The 19,771-nt window shown below is 54.6% G+C and carries 18 protein-coding genes; 7 read left to right on the top strand and 11 right to left on the bottom strand.

What is annotated here, in order from left to right; all coding sequences use genetic code 11:
* Positions 1–80: 80 nt before the first annotated feature.
* Together TURPA_RS09245 and TURPA_RS21690 are read left to right on the top strand one after the other, a co-directional pair.
* Positions 81–929 carry a flagellar hook-basal body protein gene (locus TURPA_RS09245; RefSeq protein ID WP_014803036.1) on the top strand — a complete coding sequence of 283 codons (849 nt, stop codon included), beginning with the start codon at positions 81–83 and terminating at the stop codon, positions 927–929.
* Positions 930–1,038: 109 nt separating this feature from the next.
* Complete coding sequence (locus TURPA_RS21690) at positions 1,039–3,033, top strand: NHL repeat-containing protein (RefSeq protein WP_014803035.1); 1,995 nt, start codon at positions 1,039–1,041, stop codon at positions 3,031–3,033.
* A gap of 137 nt (positions 3,034–3,170) precedes the next feature.
* On the opposite strand, the gene TURPA_RS09235 is transcribed toward TURPA_RS21690, so the two are convergent.
* The 4 genes from TURPA_RS09235 to TURPA_RS09220 form a co-directional block, all read right to left on the bottom strand.
* Entirely contained in the window at positions 3,171–3,731 is a 561-nt protein-coding gene (locus TURPA_RS09235) for a hypothetical protein (RefSeq protein ID WP_014803034.1), read from the bottom strand.
* A gap of 83 nt (positions 3,732–3,814) precedes the next feature.
* The gene (locus tag TURPA_RS09230) at positions 3,815–4,438 is read right to left on the bottom strand and encodes a hypothetical protein (protein ID WP_014803033.1); all 624 of its coding nucleotides are present in this window, start codon (positions 4,436–4,438) and stop codon (positions 3,815–3,817) included.
* Positions 4,439–4,472: 34 nt separating this feature from the next.
* The gene (locus TURPA_RS09225; RefSeq protein ID WP_014803032.1) at positions 4,473–4,880 is read right to left on the bottom strand and encodes a CoA-binding protein; all 408 of its coding nucleotides are present in this window, start codon (positions 4,878–4,880) and stop codon (positions 4,473–4,475) included.
* A gap of 81 nt (positions 4,881–4,961) precedes the next feature.
* Positions 4,962–6,527, bottom strand: a complete 1,566-nt coding sequence (locus tag TURPA_RS09220; protein ID WP_041948432.1) for a TolC family protein — start codon at positions 6,525–6,527, stop codon at positions 4,962–4,964.
* 145 nt (positions 6,528–6,672) lie between these two features.
* On the opposite strand from TURPA_RS09220, the gene TURPA_RS09215 reads away from it, so the two are divergent.
* On the top strand, positions 6,673–7,374 hold the full coding sequence (locus TURPA_RS09215) for a hypothetical protein (protein ID WP_041948431.1): 702 nt from the start codon (positions 6,673–6,675) through the stop codon (positions 7,372–7,374).
* Positions 7,375–7,432: 58 nt separating this feature from the next.
* Complete coding sequence (locus TURPA_RS09210; RefSeq protein ID WP_014803029.1) at positions 7,433–7,816, top strand: response regulator transcription factor; 384 nt, start codon at positions 7,433–7,435, stop codon at positions 7,814–7,816.
* Positions 7,817–7,819: 3 nt separating this feature from the next.
* Here TURPA_RS09210 and TURPA_RS09205 read toward each other — a convergent pair whose 3' ends face one another.
* The 3 genes from TURPA_RS09205 to TURPA_RS09195 all read right to left on the bottom strand — a co-directional run bounded on the left by TURPA_RS09205 (position 7,820) and on the right by TURPA_RS09195 (position 10,443).
* The gene (locus TURPA_RS09205; protein WP_014803028.1) at positions 7,820–8,575 is read right to left on the bottom strand and encodes a class I SAM-dependent methyltransferase; all 756 of its coding nucleotides are present in this window, start codon (positions 8,573–8,575) and stop codon (positions 7,820–7,822) included.
* Positions 8,576–8,624: 49 nt separating this feature from the next.
* The gene (locus TURPA_RS21685) at positions 8,625–9,599 is read right to left on the bottom strand and encodes a FecR family protein (RefSeq protein ID WP_014803027.1); all 975 of its coding nucleotides are present in this window, start codon (positions 9,597–9,599) and stop codon (positions 8,625–8,627) included.
* Between the two features lie 67 nt (positions 9,600–9,666).
* Entirely contained in the window at positions 9,667–10,443 is a 777-nt protein-coding gene (locus TURPA_RS09195; protein ID WP_014803026.1) for an META domain-containing protein, read from the bottom strand.
* Between the two features lie 139 nt (positions 10,444–10,582).
* Here TURPA_RS09195 and TURPA_RS23770 point away from each other — a divergent pair, with 139 nt between their 5' ends.
* Entirely contained in the window at positions 10,583–11,035 is a 453-nt protein-coding gene (locus TURPA_RS23770) for a hypothetical protein (RefSeq protein ID WP_014803025.1), read from the top strand.
* Positions 11,036–11,084: 49 nt separating this feature from the next.
* Positions 11,085–12,071: an extracellular catalytic domain type 1 short-chain-length polyhydroxyalkanoate depolymerase gene (locus TURPA_RS09185; protein ID WP_014803024.1), complete on the top strand. Its 987-nt coding sequence runs from the start codon at positions 11,085–11,087 to the stop codon at positions 12,069–12,071.
* A 47-nt stretch (positions 12,072–12,118) separates the two neighbouring features.
* On the opposite strand, the gene TURPA_RS09180 is transcribed toward TURPA_RS09185, so the two are convergent.
* From TURPA_RS09180 to TURPA_RS09165, 4 genes are all read right to left on the bottom strand, one after another.
* Positions 12,119–13,471 carry an NAD-dependent malic enzyme gene (locus TURPA_RS09180; RefSeq protein ID WP_014803023.1) on the bottom strand — a complete coding sequence of 451 codons (1,353 nt, stop codon included), beginning with the start codon at positions 13,469–13,471 and terminating at the stop codon, positions 12,119–12,121.
* A gap of 103 nt (positions 13,472–13,574) precedes the next feature.
* Positions 13,575–14,639, bottom strand: coding sequence for a fatty acid desaturase family protein (locus TURPA_RS09175; RefSeq protein ID WP_014803022.1), 1,065 nt, complete (start codon positions 14,637–14,639; stop codon positions 13,575–13,577).
* Positions 14,640–14,742: 103 nt separating this feature from the next.
* Complete coding sequence (locus tag TURPA_RS09170) at positions 14,743–16,632, bottom strand: SpoIIE family protein phosphatase (protein WP_014803021.1); 1,890 nt, start codon at positions 16,630–16,632, stop codon at positions 14,743–14,745.
* The gene (locus tag TURPA_RS09165; RefSeq protein WP_014803020.1) at positions 16,629–18,491 is read right to left on the bottom strand and encodes a 7TM diverse intracellular signaling domain-containing protein; all 1,863 of its coding nucleotides are present in this window, start codon (positions 18,489–18,491) and stop codon (positions 16,629–16,631) included. Before TURPA_RS09165 ends, TURPA_RS09170 begins: the two co-directional genes overlap by 4 nt.
* Before the next feature lie 120 nt (positions 18,492–18,611).
* Between TURPA_RS09165 and ispG the strand changes: the two genes are divergently transcribed.
* On the top strand, positions 18,612–19,763 hold the full coding sequence (ispG, locus tag TURPA_RS09160; RefSeq protein ID WP_014803019.1) for a flavodoxin-dependent (E)-4-hydroxy-3-methylbut-2-enyl-diphosphate synthase: 1,152 nt from the start codon (positions 18,612–18,614) through the stop codon (positions 19,761–19,763).
* The last annotated feature ends 8 nt before the right edge of the window (positions 19,764–19,771 follow it).

The raw sequence follows: 19,771 nt of genomic DNA, 5'->3' as shown, positions 1-19,771 counted from the left end.
CCATAGCTACTGATGTGACATAATCTTGCCCGGGGCAAATTATGTCTCAGCACTTTGCTAAATCCTCACGATATTCTAACATGCTCAGGGGTATTTACACAGGCGCATCGGGCATGACCGCGATGCAGGTTAAAATGGATACGGTCGCGAATAATCTCGCAAACGTCGACAAAACCGCGTTTAAAGAGGATGTCACGATCTTCAGAGCCAACCCCGAAGTGTTAATTCACCGCACGCGTGACGACGGCGTGGGCTGGGTACCGATGGGGGGCTTTGACATATCGCCGCTCGTCGGCAAACTCGGCACGGGCTCTGAGGTAAACGAAATCTTCACGCGTTTTGATCAGGGCGCACTGAAGCGCACTGAACGCGACCAAGACGTGGCCATCAACGGTGACGGCTTCTTCGTGGTGCAGTCGCAGGCAGGCCCAAGGCTGACACGCAGCGGTGCCTTCATTCTCGACCGCAACGGCATGCTGGTCACACCCGATGGCTTTCCGCTGATGGGGGAAAAAGGTCCTATTCAAGTAAACCATAACAACTACATTATCAAGACAAACGGCGAAGTCTGGATCAACCAGGCGGTCGGCAACGACCCGAAGAACTTCACCTCGAAAGACGTAAACCAATGGGAGAACCCGGTGCTGCTCGACACGCTGCAGATTCGCACCGTAGATCACCCGCGCCACCTCGACAAAGTGGGCCAGTCATTTTACAACACCACCCCTGAATCGGGTGACATGCGTCCGGTTGATCAGGTTAAAGCTCCTGAAATTTTGCAAGGCTTTCTCGAAGCATCGAACGTCAACATCGTCACCGAAATGGTCAACATGATTGAAGTGCAGCGTATGTACGAAGCGAACCAGCGCGCGATCACGACCCACGACGGCATGCTCGGCACGCTGATTAATCAGGTACTTAGGGTCTAACAGGTTTCTGAAAAGGAACCTGTTAGCAGTGATTTGCGCAGGATTTTTGTACTTCGTTGTCGTAATATAGTAATTGCCAGCGTCTAGTACCTTATCGGGTAGGGTATACATGACCGTTAGACAATTCATTCAACTTTCGGCGATATTGCTGATAGTGTCGGCTGCCAGCCAATGTGCGAAGGGGCCCACTGCGGTCGACTCGCGCGTAAAGACCAAACTCTCTCTGCGTCTGGCTGGGGGGGCGCCTATTTCCAGCCCAAATACCGACGAATACAACCCGCACCTTTTACTCGGCGCTGACAATTTTCTGTACCTGGTCTTCGGTTCAAACCGGGCATGCAATCCAGAAGCTACCTGCACGGCCGGCCTCCACTACATATTCATCTCGAGATCGATAACAGCCTTCGATGGCGTCAATTTGCCATTTTTTAATTCGCCGGTTGCGCTCCGTGACGGTGTAAATGCCGGGCCTGGGACTGCCCAACAGGCGAAATTCGCTGCGACGATTAACGGCAGCCAGGTCACGGTATGTGTCAAATCAGGCGCAAACCTCGAGTGTTCGACGTCGCTCAACGCAACCACGGGTGAAGTGACCATAGCGAACATCGCAAACTCAGCGCACGTAACTTCTACTCCGATTGGCGTCGAGGCTGCGGGTCAGAAGCTGATCGTTCTCGATGGCAGCAATAACGCGTTTGAAATCGGCACGAGTTCGGGTGCAACAGCGCTGCCGGGCCTCAACAACGCTTCGTCTGCCGTCGGCGTGCGTGAAGCGAACAGCGGTTACACCGATGCCTATTTCGTCATGGGCCAATTTGGAACGACGGCCAGTACCAAAGACGCCATCGTTGGGCCCGTTGTAAATCTCGAGCTCGCGCTCGCATCCAGCGGGCTTCAGCTCACGACGATTAACAGCTTTTTCAGCTCATCTGCTGAAGGTGATCTGGTGCTCTTCAGCGCGAATGATGGATTAAGCGACGACATGTATGTTGTCACCTCTCACACAGCCGAGCAACTCTGGAACACGACGGGGTTTTTTGGCCCCGGTGTTGGCGGTGGCCCTCCCCCGGGAACCGGCGAAATTGATACCATGGCTAGCATAGTCTATGGACAACCGAATATGACCACCGCGAATGCAGGCAGCACGACGCAGACGACGTTCAGCAGCCCATGTGATGTGAGCAACGACGGCACAGGCCTTTATGTCGCCGACCAAAACAACCAGCGAGTGATGTATTTTCCCGGCATCTCAACCACAGCGTCGCGGGTCTATGGGCAGGCCAATTATATGGCCACCGCAACCGGTCTTTCTGACACGACATTCGCCGGTAATGTTTGCGGCGTGTATACCGACATGACCGGGGTTTTCGTTACGGACCTAGGTGGCCACCGCATTCTCTTCTTTGCCGGCACATCCACAACGGCCACGCGGGTCTATGGCCAGGGTGGGCTGTTCACCAGCGGAACTGCGACGACCACTGCAGACGGTTTGAGTAACCCGCAAGGTGTAGCATCCGATGCGACGGGAGTCTATATCGTCGACAACGGTAATCACCGAGTGCTCTTTTATTCAGGCACTTCGACGACAGCTACACGCGTGTACGGCCAGGTAAACGCAACAACCGCCGGCGGACCAAATGCCGGTGGTTTTTCTGCGAGCAGTCTCAATGCGCCGAGAGGTATTCACGCCGACGGTACTGGGGTTTATGTTGCTGATGTCAGCAATCACCGCGTGCTCTATTACCCTGGCACATCGACGGTCGCTACTCGCGTTTACGGTCAGGTTGACCTAACGACGAACGGAGGCGTCAATCGAGGGGGAGCAGCGGGCGCGAATACCTTAAATAATCCTTGGTTTGTGAAATCTGATCCCTATGGAGTTTATATTTCTGACAGCGGCAATAACCGGGTGTTGTTTTATCCGGGTACTTCGACAACCGCGACGCAGGTTTTCGGGCAGCCGAATATGACAGATAGTGCCTCCAACAATGGCGGCGTTTCTGCCACTAGCCTGAGCTCGCCTCTGGGGCTACATGTGGCACCTGATGGCCTCTATGTAGCCGATAATGGTAACCAGCGTGTGCTGTTCTATCCGCGGCTCTGAAAGTGTATTTCAAGATTTATAATCCTGCGCCCTAAAGGGCGTGTCACCGAAACCGGCTGGCGCCCGCTGCGGAGCAATGGCGAAGCTCATCGAGCCGGGTGGTAGTGAGGGTCCTCCTCAATGAAAGAGAGTGGCGATCAGCTGGCCTTTGCCCTGATATTTTTGGTTTGAAAGATGTTCTGCAGAGTCTTACGGTATTCGTTCGCTATTGCCTTGATCGCAGCCTTAGGGAGTTTCTGGCCCCGGTATTTTTTGCCGATCGCGTAAAGACCTGCCACACGAAGCTCTTGGCCTTCAGAAACCGGCATGGTTTCAGCTCCCCAATAATCGGCGTACATTTTCACATCGACGATTTGTGCGGTTGGGCAGTCATAGATGATCGCAAAATGCGGCTCGCCTGAATTGATAAAGCGATTGATCAGCTCTTTTGTCTTTTCGGGAAACTTCTCGCCGAAGCTCTTCGTCGATTGCATTACGGCAAACCGCTGCTCAGAACCTACCGGCGAAATTTTGAGTTCTTTCAGCGCCATGGCATTGTCGTAGCTGTCGGTGTAATCGATCGAGCCAACTTCACTACCTTTGATAATTTTTGTGAGTTTCTCTTTCGGGCAAACCGTCGTCTGGTCAGCAGATTGAGACCAAAGCGGGCCTGTAAGTACGATGATTGCGCAGACATGGACGAAACGGCGCGTTAACATATTGAACCTATGCCGAAGTACCAGTGATTCGAGCAACCTATTTCATTGGGCGGGCAATACATACCCTGCCCGATGAAAGATACCTAACGTTTCTGCTTCTTTTGTTTGCCGATCAAGACCATCGAGTACATGCCCGCCGCAGAGAGCGCCAGATGCGAGAAGATAAACGAGTAGGTGAAAAATCCGCCATAATTGGCGTGCAGACTTCTCACCTGATTTTCCGCTGCAAAAAAGTAAATGGGCAGCGCGGCGCCGACCGCTGCGATAAATGCCGCAAGCAGATAGCCCTGCGGCGAAAGCTTTTGAAAAAACAGCAACATCGCGAGCAGAGAGACATATACAAGCAGCGTTGCGAAACCTGAACCGTACATCCAGTCGAACATGAACTGGCGGTCAAAATCTGGCAGCGGCATATCGCCATTCACGGTCGTGCCAACGACATAGAAGACCAGCGTCGTGTAGAACACACCCTGCGCCAGTGCGGTGTATTGAAACAGAGTTTCGTAAACTTTGCCAATCGCGTTCAGCGCTGCATTGGTTGAATCTTTAAGATAGAAACCGACGACAAATGTGAAGCCGATAAAAAGCGCCAGCACAACCAACGCGCCAAATGAGAGGTGGTAGAGCAGCCAGTATTCGTATCGCCAGGTAAAGCCGAGCGACAGCATAAAAAGAATGAAAGTGAGCGTTTTGAGATAGCCGAGCATGGTTTGATCTAAACCTACCGGTGTACCGGGGTAATTAACTCACCGCGACAAGATCACGGCTCTCGACCATGACGCACGCGCCGATGATGTACTGAAAGTCGTGCATGTCGAGGTATTCGGCAACGGCCGCGTCAGCCGCACCGGGTTGCAGCCAGACTTTCTTGTAACCCAGCTCTTTTGCCTTGTGCAGACTCTCGAGCGTCAGTTTAGGAGGTATCACAAACACGAGTAAATCGACCTGTGTTTTTTCTTTCAACTCTTCAAGACTCTTCAAAGCGGGCACACCTTCGATCGATGTTGCCTTCGGGTTAATCGGGTAAACGGTGTAACCTTTTGATTTCAGGTCTTTGAAAATGATGTTACCATACTTGGTCGAATCATTGCTCGCACCGATGAGCGCGACCGGCGGCATCGTGCGAAAATATTTAACCAGCGTATGCATGTGACATAATTCCCTTTGGCTACTGCCCGTCAACTATGGGTAGCACAATGCGTGCCAGCCGCAGGTGCAGACCCGAGCCCATTATTTTACCTTTGCCAGAATCTTTTCGACGTCAATGTTATAGCGCTCGAAAATTTCGTTCTTCGCCAGATCAAACTGCAGCAACGCGATATTGTAGTTCACAAGCGCCTCGAGCTCTTTCTGGCGGCTGGCGACCATGCTCTCGAGAGCCTGCCCCACGAGCTGAAAGTTGAGTTTGCCCGTACGCGTGCGCGCGAGCATTCTGTTGTAAAAAGCCTCTGATTCTTTTCGCGCGGTGCGGCTCGTCTGAAAAACTTCAAAGTTCAGGCGAACGTTCTCGAGGCGGGTGAGCACGTCGTCGCGAATTTCTTGTTCCAGGTTCTGTAGTTTGATGCGGCTCTGCGTCAGCTGCATGCCCGCGTTGCGCTGGTTGACCTTGATTTCGTCATCCCAAAGGGGATAACTCGCCTTCACGCCTACCTGCCACTGCGGGCTCTGCAGCGAACCCGCCGCCGGGAAACCGGGAAACTGAATAAACTGGTTCGTGCCCTGAGAGACATAGTTAAAATAAGCCGTCAGCGACGGCAGTGCCTGATTGCCATAAAGATCGGTCTGCATCTCTGCAACCTCGTTTTCGATTTTGGCGTTTTTGAAATCCACCCTTTTTTCCATTGCAGCTTTGAGCGCAGCGTTCGCGTCAAGGCTCGGCAGAGTTTCAACAAGGTTCGTGATACCTTCGACTTTCGTGTCGACGGGCATGTTCACGGTGCGTAGCAGTTTTCGCGTCGCGTTCTTGAGGCTCTGCTCGGTCATGGAAACCTTCGCCGTCGACATGGCGACGCGCGCATTGTAATTGTTGAGGTCGTAAGTTTCACCAAGGCCATAGCTGACGTTACGCGCGACGATCGCGCGCACCTGGCGGTTTGACTTCTCTTCGAGGCGGGCGTTTTCGAGAGCAGATTTCTGAATCGTCACCTGCCAGTAGTCTGTGAGCGCCTGCACGACAAGCCCTGACAAAAGATTCACGGTGTAAGCACGCTGGCCTTCGGCCTGTTTGTTCGCGATTTTTTCTTGCTTGCGGTCGGCATAACCGAACGAGTTTTTGAGTAACTCTTGCTGCACATTGATGAAGTAACCATTGAAGGTACTTGTCGTTGCCGGTTGATTGATTGGCAGCCCCAAAAAGCCATTGGAGGCTTCGCTGTGCAGCTGTTGGTAACGATAACCGCCGCCGACCGTTGTACCGGTGGCAAAGAGCTTTGAAATACCGAGATAGCCGTTGTATTGATATCCGCGGCTGGCTGACGAAAGCGGCGAATCGCTGAAACCCAGATGCTGCCCTTCTGCGCTGACGATGGGGGCAAACTTTTTATCGAGTTTGCGCGCATTTGTGTCGCTCATGACAACGTCATATTTGGCAGACTGCAGCGTCAGGTTTTTCTCGAGCACGATGTTGATCGCGTCTTGAATTGTAAGATTGACCCCACCGATTGTGAAGCTAGCTTCGGCCGATTTTTCGGGAACAGCTGCAGGTGCCGCGGCGGGCGGCTGGGCCGGCGCATCTTCGGCGCTGAGTCCAGCTATGGAATTCCATAGCAGAACGAGGGTAAAGAGACGTGTTTTCATAGAGTTTACCCAAGCAATGTAATGCACCGCCAAACAAAAGACCAAAAAATTTAACCGTTTGGTTAACAGAAAGAACAAGAGTGCAACCCCGGTTAGTTGCCCCATAAAAACCTTGCCGGGGTAAAGGGCCGCATGATCTTCACGCATGATGAATAACAGCCGCCTGCGCACAGCGCTCTTCGCGAGCGTCGTGGCGCTTCTGGTCTTGTCGGTCGTACTCGCAATCGTTCACCCCCCGAAACCTGTGAATGCAATGCAGCCCGGCCTTAACCTACCGGTCGTTGGCCTCGAACTTGCCTGGACAACGCAAGAAATCTGGGATATTCTCGGCGACCCGCAAAGCGAAGCTGGGCAAAAATCGCGCGCGGCGTTTTTTCTCGGCACCTGGCTCGATTTCGGCTACATCACGGTCTATTCACTCGCATACCTGTTTTTGAATCTTCTGCTGATTCATCGGCATGGTGCAGCAAAAGGGTGGATTTATCTCTCAATTGCTTTGGTCGCAGTGACGGCAGTCGGCGACGTAGTTGAAAATCTCGCGATCTTCAACATCATTGAAGCCGGCACGCAGTCGCTTGCCGAGCCGCACCTGCCGCAGCTGATCGTGTTCACCCGCATCAAATGGCTGTTTCTGGGTATGGCTGGCCTGCCCGCTTCGGTGCTGCTGCGCCGTGAAGGCCGGCGCGGGCTCTCTTTCGTGCTCACAGCCGCCTTTGCTTTCGGCGCGCTCGGCGTGCTGAAACAGTATTCAATTGAAATCATGACACTGTTCTCTGCTTTCTTTTGGGCCTATATTCTGATTAAACTTTTGCCCCTCAAAAACCGCTGGTGGGCAGAGGCCGGCTGATTTAGGCTTTACGCGCCCGCATAGCTGTGGTTGATTCGACGCCGCACCGGGCGGCGCTATGGCATCATCGCATAAACAGATACTGATTATTGAAGACAGCGCGCCGATTGCGATGCTGCAAAAAGCGCTGCTTGAGAAGGCGGGCTACACGGTTGAACACGCAGAAACAGGCCTCGGTGGCCTTGAGAGTGCCACGCTCATAAAACCCGCTGCTGTGGTTCTCGATCTGACGCTACCCGATACCGATGGCATCACCGTTTTGAAGGCGCTGCGTGGCATGCCCGCAGAAATTCGCCCCGAGGTCATTGTACTCTCGGCCGATGACGGCTCGGCGATGAAGGCCGGCGCCATCGACGCGGGTGCTTTCGGCTTTATGCTGAAACCCTTCAGGCACGAAGAATACCTGCGCATGGTTGCAGCGAGCTGCACCGTTGAGGGGTAAAATTTACCGACCTGAACTCTCCTTACGCCCCACGCGCATAAAAATCGGCCAGCTTACGCTGCGGGTTTTCACGTCACCCCAGACCGCGGCAAGCTTGGTTTTTACCAAAACCAACGGGTCTTTAGAATTTTCTTTGCGATAGCGCTGCGTCGCCGACCACGATTCGAGATAACCCAGAAGTTCGGGCAATGAATATTCGGCGCGAATCTGCCACTGCGGTGTTGGTATTTCGGCAAAAGGAAACGCTATGCCTGCGTAGTGATTTTCTACATGGCGCCGTTCGGCCGGCCAATATGCACCGACTACATCATGGTAATATTCGCGCGTGACAGCATCGACCTGCGGCGTAACCTCGTGCAGGCCATACCCCCAGACCGCGAGCACGCCTGAAGGCTTCAGAACGCGAGAGACTTCGGCGTGAAACTTTGCGTGGTCAAACCAATGGTACGCCTGGGCAACAGTGACGAGATCGCAGCTCTCTGTCGTGAGCTGCGTCTTTTCGGCAACCTCAACAGCGTATTCGATATTGGCTGTTTTTCTTGCAGCGGCAATCTGTGAAGCGCTGCCATCTGATGCATAGACGCGGGCAAAATGCCCGGCGAGAGCTTCAGCCGCCTGGCCGTTACCGGTCGCTGCATCCCAACAAAGATTGTGCTCTCTGCACTGGCCTGCCAGCCAATCAAAAATTTCTTCAGGGTAATGCGGCCTGAACTCAGCGTAGGCAACTGACTGTGTGGAAAAATGATCGGAAAAACTCATGCAAAAATTGCGTTCTGCAGGGCTTCATCACCTTGCAGAACTGCTTCATTTACGGAAATTTTTTCAGCATCTCTTGCTGTTTTTTCTTCATTTCATCGATCGAGTTGCCGCCCTTCATCGAATCAATCTTGTTCTGCGTGTCTGATTTCATCGAATCGACCTTTTCTGTGCTCTGCTGAACTTTGCCTTCGGTCGATGCTTTCATATCCTGAATTTTGGTGTCGGTCTGGCCTTTAAGACCCTCGACCTTTTCTTTGGTCATGTCTTTCTGGTCTTGAATACGCTTATCGCTGTCATCCATCATGCCTTTGAGTTTGTCGGCGCCGCCCGCTTTATCGAGCAGCTTCTGCTGGTCGCCCAGAATATTCTGAAAGTTCTGTAGATCCTGGTCTTTGATCTTGGCTACAGCAGAGAGCGCATTGGTTTTCGCAGCTGTCGCTTCGTCCATTTTACTTTCGACAAGGTTACCGCTGTCATTCAGCTGCACCTGCTCGCCTTCGGTAACTTCTTCGGTCGTGCCGGTCTTCGCTGATTCAACCGCCACCTTGCCTTCGATCACTGCAACTTTGCCGGTGCCGTTTTCATCGGCCTCGGTCATGAACTGCGTACCCCGTACGCCCGCGACGATTGTCGGGGTCTGAATTGCGAAAGCAGACTTTTTATCGAGCTTGGCCACTTTCGCAAACACGGTGCCGCGCTGCAGCATCAGGCGGTCAGTCTGTATGCCGCCCTCACCGAGTCTGAATTCTTTCATTTCAACGGTCGAGTTCTGGTCGATGCGGATTAAGATGTTATTGGGTAGCAGCAGGTCTACCTGAGACTTTTTTCCCGTCTGTACTTTGTCGGCTTCGTGCAAAATCGCGCCCTTGACAGCTTTGCTTTCACCCTTGGCTGTGAATATTCTTGCGTCGCTACCGACGACAAACACTACAGCCGCCGCGTGCGTGGTGACGGGCTTCGGCTGCTCTTTGCAGGCGACGAACGCGACCGCCGCGATATTGATGAGGATATATAACTTCTTCATGACTGCATATCTGATGCACGATTCACCCGGTCTAGTGGTTTTGCCGGCCCGCGCCAAGGTGCCCGCGTCATGGTTTAGCGTCGAAATCGAGTTGAAATTTTTCGCCCGCGAAAAGGCTCAGCCGGCGTTCGCTGATCGTGTACCGATCGATTTTTGCGAACATGGGTTCGAGGTATTGCAGAGTAAAATCGGCCTCCCGACGCTCTTTGCACGCCTGCTGTTTTAACTGCACGTTCGCGAAGCGCACGGTAGTCTCGTTTGCCGAATAGTCTGCCGTGATTTCATAGCAGCTCTGGCGCAGACGAAACCGGCTGCCCTCGAACCGGGCCCGGTGCGCCTGAATCATTTCTGAAGTGCCGACTGCGCCCGGCATCATGGCAGCGCTCAGCATTTTCCACTCGGTGCCGGTGAGCGCTGCGCGGGGCGCGGGTACGTACGCATGCATAACGAGCTTTTTGCCATCGGCGGTAATGAGGCGAAGCACCCCTGCTTCAACTTCGTATCGTACCACTAACTGCAGCAGATTTTCGAACGCGAGCTCGGCGGCGACGGCAGCCTGCGACCGGCACGGCATCGATGTTTTCAGCTTCTGGCGAATTTTGATCGTATTTCCCGAGGTCTCAAAATCGCCCCGTAGATGGTTGCACCCCGTGTAACCGCTGATCTCGCCTGCGTTCATTGTCAGAGTTGGTTCAAAATTTTCGATTTTGGCGATACCGTCGGCCGACGCGTAAAGCCAGCGGTTTTTCAGCGCGTTACCCGCTGAGTCTCTGAGGTTGTGGTCTCGGCAACCGCCCCCCGCGGTCACAAGCAGAACGACCGCGAGGTGCTGTAATTTCTTCATAAAGTTTTGACGCGATAGACGATCGCAATGTTCGAAAAACAGGGGGATTTTGTAAGTACTGAAAATCGTACGTTTGTGTGGGCCACGCCCCGCCGCACAGAAAAATGAACTTTGTCCAGCGCGCAGCAGTCTAAACGCCATGAAAGCACCTAGAGCACTCGTTGCGGTCGCCATAGCCGCGCTGTTTCTGGCAATGACAAGATCCTCCTTTGCGCATGAATTTGCGAACTGCCACAATACCCTAGACCAAAGCTGCTGGAGCGTGACGAACAACTCATCGGCCCCCATAACGCTCATCTGCCAACACGAGGGCATCGGGTCTGAATTCAAAGCAATCGCGGTCGAGCCCGGGCGCAGTTGGTCATTTCAATATTGCCCGGGCCTCGCAGATGGCATGGGCTTTTCAGGCGGCAAGGTTGCGTGCCGGCTCGAACAAAATAGAGGTTCTGCTGTTTGGCGATTCGAAACACGTGAATTCGGTGAGCGGGTTGCATTTTCTGTCCCTGACCAAGAAGCGGTCGCAACGGTGAGCTCTTACTGGAACAAGGGCAAAGTCAAGAAGCATTCTTTTTCGCTGAGCGGTACTAAATAATTAGCAACTTAATTGATTTGCTGTCGCGGGGTGTCAAATTGTCACCAGCATGCCGCGTCGCGCGCGATCAACTTTGCACTTCTGCATTCTTTCGCTCTTTGCCTTTCGCCTGGATGCGCAAACAAATGAAAATGAAACAGAACCGGCATCTCTCGCCCTGCCCGGGCTTTCGATCATTGAAAACTTTGATACCAACCCAGGCAAGCTCGTTCTGCATCTCTACACTCCGCAATCTTTACCGGTCGGCAAGACGGCTCTGGTCGTCGCGCTGCACGGCTGCGGCGGCTCGGCAAAACAATTCTCGAACGCGGGCTTCAACGAGCTCGCCGATGAATACGGTTTTTTCGTGATCTATCCCGAGCAACGCGCTGAGAATAACCGTAACCTCTGCTTCAACCACCAGATTCAAGGCGCAGCAACACTCGAACGGCGCGAGGTTCAATCAGTCATGCAGATGGTGCACTATATGCTCGCGAATTTTCCGATTTCGCGCAAAGAGGTGTTTGTCACCGGGTTTTCATCGGGCGGGCAGCTGGCGCAGATTCTGGCGGCGACGTATCCGCGAACTTTCGCCGCGGTTTCGGCAATCGGCGCGGGGGGATATCGCTGCGAAACCGACCACTCAGGCATCGCGCATTTTTTCGAGTGCATACACAAGACACCTGCCCCCCCGGCAGTGAGGGGAAAGCGCCCCAAGAGCTGGCCGCGGGCGAGCATATGGCACGGCAAACGTGACAAGAATGTCGCCTTTAGCCGGTTACAAGATGCATTCGACCAATGGCTGAAAGTTCATCGGCTGCGCTCGCCACGCAGGCTGCGCGTTTCACTGCCCGGCAATATCAAGCAGGTCAAAATAAAGAACCGCGCCGGGCAAACCGTCGTCGAAAGTTATACCCTCAACTCGATGGGGCATACGATACCCGTCAACGAGGGTTGTGGCGAAACGGGCGAATATTTCACCCGCGAAAAAATCTGCTTCGCCAAACGTTCCGTGCAGTTTTTTGGCATTGGCAAGCGATCAATACCAAAGAACTGAAAAGCAGCGACGATGCTGTCTTTCAGTTCTTTGGCACCGCCCGTTATTTACATTTCGCTGAGTTTCTTCACCGCACCCGATTCGAGCGCAGCGCGCTCGACAGCTTCGGTCACCCTCTGGTGCACTTCAGTGTTCAAGAGCGCGGGCACCAGCTCTTTGCGGTCGCTGTTTGCAAGCGAGGCAATGGCATACGCCGCTGCGATTTTCATGCGGTTGTTGATGCGCGACGCGCGGGCCTGCAATGCGCCTTTAAAGATACCGGGAAACGCAAGGGCATTATTTACCCCGCGGCCATCTGCGGCAAAGGCCGCACCGGCTTCTATCGCCGCTTCAGGCTTTATCTCAGGGTCGGGGTTTGAGAGCGCGAGAATTATCTGGCGCGGCCGAACCATCTCGGGTTTAATGAGGTTGGGTACACCGGTTGTGGTAACTACCACCTGGGCTTCGCGCATGAGATCTGCGAGCGGTAGCGGTGTGCCGCCCATTTCTGCGAGGCGGTTTTTAGCGTCTTCATTGATATCGGCGCCATAGATCGTCTGCACACCGAAACTCTTGAGCAAACGCGCAATACCATTACCGGCAGCCCCGAGCCCGACAATGCCCACGCTCAGCACGCGCAAATCGTCACCCACATAACGCGTCGCGTTCAGCAGCGCCGCCAACACGACGGTCGCCGTGCCGTGCTGGTCGTCGTGCATAATCGGCATCTCGAGCCGTTGCATGAGGGCCTCTTCAATCGCAAAACATTCGGGCGCGCGAAAGTCTTCGAGCTTGATCGCACCGAACGAGGGCGCGATGTTGACGATCGTCTCGATACAGGTTTGAATATCTTTCGAATCAACGAGAATCGGAATGCCGTTGATGCCGACGAGTTTTGAGAACAGCACCGCCTTGCCTTCCATGACAGGCATGCCGGCGCGCACACCGATATCGCCGAGCCCGAGAATCGCGGTGCCATTGGTGACAATCGCGACGGTGTTTTTGACATATGTGTATTCGTACATCAGGTCAGGGTCTTGTTGAATGGCGCGGCAGACCGCCGCCACACCCGGCGTATAGATTCGTCTGACATCCCCCGCGCTTTCGACTGGAACAATGCTGCGCATCTCGATCTTGCCGCCGCGGTGCAGATCGAGCACGGCGTCTGAAACCGAATCGACCTGAATGCCGTCGAGTTCACCGACCGCATGCAGAATGTCTTGCATGTGCGCCTGGTCGCGCACGTAGAGTTCGATTTCGCGCAGGTTGTTGAGGCCAGCGCGTTTAATGAGACGCAGGTCACCGATATTGCCGCCGTGCATGCCGATTGTGGTGAGCAGCTTGCCGAGGTAACCCGGGCGGTCAGTGATGTAACAGCGAAGATTTTTTATGAGAGTGTCGGTCGACTTCTCGTATAGCATGAATTAAGGATGTAAAACAATACTGAAACACGCCGCAAAGACAATTCGGCCCGCTGTTAAAATGCATGACCACGGCAGACGAAGCCTGCCGGTGCGGTTCGTACTAAGCCGGCTGGCCGAGGGTTTTGAGATGCCTGTAATGGCCGCCGAGCACTGAAGCAAACGTCGGATACTCAAAGTAGCGAACACCGTGCTTTGCACAATATTCTTTGACCACAGGTTGAATGAGTTTATAGCGCGTGTGCGAAATTTTCGGAAAGATATGGTGCTCGATCTGAAAGTTTAAGCCCCCGACTATCCATGAGAGCAGGCGGTTCTCGGTCGCGAAGTCTACCGTGGTTGCGAGCTGGTGCAGTGCCCAGTCTTGTTTGCCTTCGGCGGTCGACGCAGGCATTTCTTGTACGTGTGTCAGGTGCGCCATGGCGAAGACCAGAATCAGCGCGACGCTGAGTATCATCCAGTGCGCGAGATAAAATACGATCGCGAGCTGCCAGCTGCCCGTCACCAGCGCGGGTACAATCAGATAACTTGCGGCATGCCATGCCTTTGCGAGAACAATTTCTGTGAGCAGGGTTTTACGCTCAGTAGGGCTGACCGGCCACCGGTTGGTGAAGTAATCCTTAATGTCGTCAAACCATATCCAACGGATGCTGTGGCCCATATACAGAAACCACGCGTAAAGATGCTGAAAGCGGTGTGCCTTGTGTTGAGCCTGCGCCGGGTGCAGGCGAATAAGCCCACCCGATTCGAAATCCTGATCGTGACCGATGACATTCGTGTTGTCGTGGTGCGCGCGCACGTGCAGCTGCCGCCACAGAATCGGGCTGCCACCGGCGAAAGCAAGACTGTAAGAGGCAAGCGAGTTGATGAAGCGTGAATTGCTGAACGCGCCATGGCTGCCGTCGTGCATCACTGACAGCACAATGCAGAGCATCGCAAAAGCGAGCGGTAGCACTAGTAGCAGCGCATACCAGCCATATTGTGCGCCGACGAAGAGATACGCTGCATAAAGCGTAAACCACATCGTGTAGTTAATGATTGCCTTGCGCAAAAGGCCCGATTCGTCGATTGGGTTCAATGACTTGGTTTTCAGAAAACTGAAAACCGCTTCTCTAAGACCGCGGTGAAAGCCCGCGCCAGCATCTTCGCCGGCTTTGGTGGATGTCATGCGAATTAGATGCTTTGGCCACCGGCTCGGTTGCAATAAGCTGTAGGGTCGCTCTCGTGCATCGCAGCTGCCAATTGCTACAGGGCACTGCAGCTTGCAGCGGCTATTTCACCTCGGCGCCCAACAACGTCACATCGTCTGAGCTCTTGTTCTGTCTGAGCGCGTCGAAATGTTCGAGTGTGGCTTCGAGTGCTGCGGCCAGCGGCAGGTGCGATTTTGACGCCAGCATCTCGGCAAATTGTATATGTTCGTCGTCTGCCTCAGACTCGGGAATTTCATAAGCCCCGTCGGTGCAAAGAAACAACCGGTCACCTGCGCGCAGGCTCACTCGCGAAGATATATATTCGCTGTGATGCGTGAACCCGAGTAGCGGGCCATATTCGCCGACGGGCAGCGCACGATTACCGCTGACAACGATCGCCTGGGGGTGCCCTGCGAGTGCAATTTCGCAAGTTTTGGTCGCGTGATCGTAAACTGCACAGACGGCGCTGACACAGCGGTCGATACCCTGCGCGATCAATCTTGCATTCATCGCCGACAGAATTGCCGCAGCGTCATCTGCCTCAACCACGGCTGTCTGAAAGGCAATGTGCACCACGGCGGCATCGAGAGCGGCCGGCAGACCGTGCCCGGTCACGTCGGCAACGATCAGCACGGTGCGTTGTTCGCTCAGTCTGAACCAATCGTAATAGTCGCCGCCGAGCTCGCTCATGGGCCGGTAGAGCTGAGCGATTGCGAGGCCGGCGAAATCGGGTGTGCCGACGGGAAGCAGTGTTTCATGAACGCGGCGCGCCTGTTCAAGGTCTTCTTGCAGCATCAGTAAATTGACACTCTGCTGGCTGCGCTCGATCTCAAAGCGGCTGATGTCACGGCCGACAAATATCGCAAAGAGTACGAACTCGACCAGCATCGCCGCCTGCAGCAACACATTGCGCAAGAGATAAGAGCTGTCAAACCCAGTGTATTGCAGCAGCGAAACCAGAATAGGCCAGCACCACCCGAGCAAAAAGAGGTTCGACTTTCGGGCTTCCCGGCGAATCAGCCAGACATACAGCAGCAACCCCGGGCCGAGAATAAGCGAAAGCCAATCGCAGGCATCACGCGTTAAATGCCGTGAAACAAAGGCCAATGGCACGGGTACAAGCGCAACATACTGGGCGGTGCGCAGAATCTTGTCGCTTGTTGACCCGCGCGCAAGTTCGAGAAAGGCGCGCGTGAAGCGAATGCCTGCCGCATAGATGACACCGGGCAACGGCGCAACGAGCACGTTCATGATTTCGGCAGACAGGTAGCCGACATGTTGGTACAACAGCCCCGTGCGCGCCGCGAAAAAAACACCGGCGGCGACCAGATACCAGAAATACGCCGCGACAATACGCGAGCGCTTCGACAGATAGATCGCGCCATAAAACAGCAGCAACACCATGATCGCGCCGAAGAAAATTCCCTGAATGAGATAGGTGCGTCCACCGAACTCGGCGAAAGCAGAATCGCGCAGCAGGGTAAAATCGGCAGCAAGATCAACCGGATTTTCAACCAACACAAATATCTGCGCCTCTGAATTGGGTGCCAGAGTGAACGCGAAGCGGGCCGCCAGAAAGTCGGGCCGTGAGTTGCGCGTTATAAGGTCGCCCCCCGCGTGCGCACTCTGCAGACTACCTGCCTGGTAGAGATAGAAATGTGTCTTGTCGGTGCGCGCTTCACCGGCCACCAACACCAGATTTGCGGGAAAGTTTTTGTCATTCACCAGCGAAATCCTGAGCCAAAGCCGGTCGCCCGAAAAACGCTCTTGCACAACCGGCGCGGTAAGCGGCAACCAGGCGCTTTCAGGCTGCATGACGCCTTCGATATCTTGCTGCGTGAGACGAAAGTACAAATAACCCGCTGCGTCTTTCACCTGAAAGGCGCCGTCGATGTGCAGCCTCGGCTGGTCGGCAGCCGCAAGGCCCGCGATCGCCAGCAAGAACGTGAACGCGAACGAAGCAGCCTTCAACTCTGAGCCTCGGCGTAATGCAGTGTAATGAGAGTCATGTCGTCGCGCGCGCGCCGCTTGGTTCGCGCCGCACTCAGACGCGGCCGTTGCTGCATCTTGTCGACGCGTTCGCGGGGGTGCAGTCTGTCACGAACGAGGTTAATGCGCCGCGCGATGCCGGTCGTCGCCAGAACCAATGTGTCGCCGGGGCGCAGCTGCAGGTCAAATTTCTGAGTAAGGGGGATATCCTCATTATCTGAAAATATCGCCTCACGCGCGCCGCCTGCGCGCACAACCACCGGCACCGGATTCATATGCAAGTACCCTCGCACGAAACCCGTGTCAGTGTTGAGCGTGACGTATGTTGCGGCCACCGGGCGCGACTTCGTCACCGGCTCGAGCATCGCGAACATGCGCTGCATCACGACATCAGGTTCTGCGCCGGCTGAAAAACTATTGCGAAATGCCATGCGCACCGCAGAGACATCGAGCGCGGCAGCGAGTGACGAGGCCCTGCCAGCACCGGCATCGGTAAGCAGCACCCCGATGCTGTTTTTGCCGGCTTCGAGAACATCAAAGTAATCGTTACCAACAGCTTTTTCAGAGCGGTAAGCGGCGCGCACTTCGATGCGGCCGAATGTCTGCGCAAGCGGCGGCAACAGGCTTTTTTGAATTGCACTCGCAAACGCCAGTTCTGAGCGAAAGCGGGTCAGTCTTTCGTGGTCTCTGACCCGCGCGGTCTCTGAATCGGCGAGCTTGCGATAGATGATCTGCGCGAAGAGCAAGAACTCAAAGAGCATCGCCGCGGGCAACATTTCGTTTCGCAATGCGAAAGCGGGCAAAACCCCGGCTTCGACCAGGTTATCGGCGATCGCGGCAATGATCGGTACGCTAAAGCCAACGACGAAATAGAGCGCATGCTGGCGCTTCTGAAACACATGCATTAAGCCCAGCACGAGCAGTGGCGGCCCGACAAAAAGCGCGGCGATGTTTTCAGCAATGAATGCTTCACGCCTGCCGACGAACAGAACCAGCGCAGGTGTAAGCGTGAGTACCTGCAGAACAGAGAGCAGGCGGTCGGCGCGTGGGTCTGTGGTTTTCAGCGAGAGCAACGCCCGCGCCGAACTCACACCGGTGAAATAAGTCGCACTGACCAAAATGACCCAGACCATGTCGCTGAGGTGGGCATACTCACCAAACAGAAATTGCGGCAAAATACCGCTGCGCAGCGGCATGAAGAGAGACACAGTCAAAATATAGCCGAGATAACTGCGTAGCATCGCGTCGCGCGTGGCGATGTACATATTCAGATGAAAGATGAGCAGCATGCACACGACACCGACAAAGGCACCTTGCGCGAGCAGCTCGGCGAAAACACGCGGGGAGAGAGATTCACGTCTGTAAAGATTGATCTGCGCGGCTGCGCGGGCAACCGTGGTGACTTTCAGATACACAGTCAGCCTTTCCTGCGGCTGCAGCTCGAAGCGCACCAACGGCAGGCGCTCGGTACGCCGCCCTTTGACCGTGTCTCCCCCCAGTGATGATGAGATGACTTCGCCGTTTTCTCTGACGACAAAGAACTCGGCGCGGTCTGTCCATGGAAACTCATAGCGGGCGACGAGTGGTACCTTCACAGCTGCGGCTGATTCGACGGGCAATCGCAGCCAGACAGATTCGGTGGCCCTAAGGCCTATCTGTGATGCAGCAGGTTGTGAGAACTTCAACTTCTGTATCTGCAAAAGCGTGAGCGCCTTGTCGGTCACCAGAATTTCGACCCGGCTCAAGGCGCTCTGGCTAAACCCGTCATCGACCTGAACCGCGCCGGTGCTGGCGGTGCCGCAGAGCGCAATAATGGCAATGGCGAGTGACTTCGCTTTCACTTTGATAACAACGGCGATGGCAGCTGTATTTAGACCTGCCGCCCGCAGCCAATTACCACGAACGGGACACGATAACCCGGAAAGCTCTTTTCAGCCTGATTGAGAGACGCACCCGGCCCCATGACGGCTCCGGAAAAATCTGCTCCCAATGAATTCGACGGGCCGACGCCCGCAGAAATCGGCAGCGCTGAAGTGCACGACAAAGTCGAGCGCCGCAAAACCCGCACCGTAATGATGGCCGGTGTGCCTATCGGGTCTGGCCACCCGGTGCCGGTACAGTCGATGACGAAGACGAAAACCGCCGACTGGAAATCAACAGTCGAACAGATTCTGCGCTACGAAGAGGCCGGGTGCCAGGTCGTGCGCTGCACTGCGAACGACGAAGACGCGGCGCATGCTTTAAAGAAGATCAAAGAGAATATTCATATTCCCCTCGTCGCCGACATACACTTTCAGCACAAACTCGCGCTGATTGCCGTGAAAAGCGGCGTCGACAAGATTCGTATTAACCCCGGCAACATCGGCAACAAAGACAAAGTCTCAGAAGTGCTGCGCGCCTGCAAAGATAACGGCATTCCGATTCGTATCGGCGTGAACGCAGGCTCACTCGAGAAAGATATCATGCGCAAAGTGGGATATCCCACTTCTGACGGTATGGTCGAATCTGCGCTCAGGCACATCGAAATCTGTAACGAGCACAACTTCGACGACGTGATTGTCTCGCTCAAATCGAGCGACGTTTTTATGATGATGGAGGCTTACCGCAAACTCGCGAAATTGTGCGACTACCCGTTTCACCTCGGCGTCACCGAAGCAGGCACAAGCTGGCAGGGCACGATCAAGTCATCGATCGGCATCGGCGGCCTCTTGTCTGAAGGTATCGGCGACACCATTCGTGTCAGCCTCACGACTGATGGCACTGAAGAGGTAAAGGTCGGCCGCGAAATTCTGCGCTCGCTCGGCCTCGTGAGTTTTGGCGTAACGCTCATCTCATGCCCGACTTGCGGCCGCCTTGAGGTCGACCTCTTTCGCATCGCCAAAGAAGTCGAAGAAGCGGTCGCGCATATCAAGACACCGCTGAAGGTTGCGGTCATGGGTTGCCTCGTCAACGGCCCCGGCGAATCTAAAGAGGCGGATATCGGAATTTCTGCCGGTGCAGGCTCGGCGATTCTCTATGTCAAAGGCGAAAGCAAAGGCAAAATTGCCGAATCGGAGATTGTACCGCGCGTGCTCGAAGAGATTGCGATTCTCGAGAAATCGCTGAAGCTCTGAAATTCTTC

Source organism: Turneriella parva DSM 21527, from assembly GCF_000266885.1.
Lineage (GTDB): Bacteria > Spirochaetota > Leptospiria > Turneriellales > Turneriellaceae > Turneriella > Turneriella parva.
This window is presented reverse-complemented; position numbering and strand designations above follow the sequence as displayed.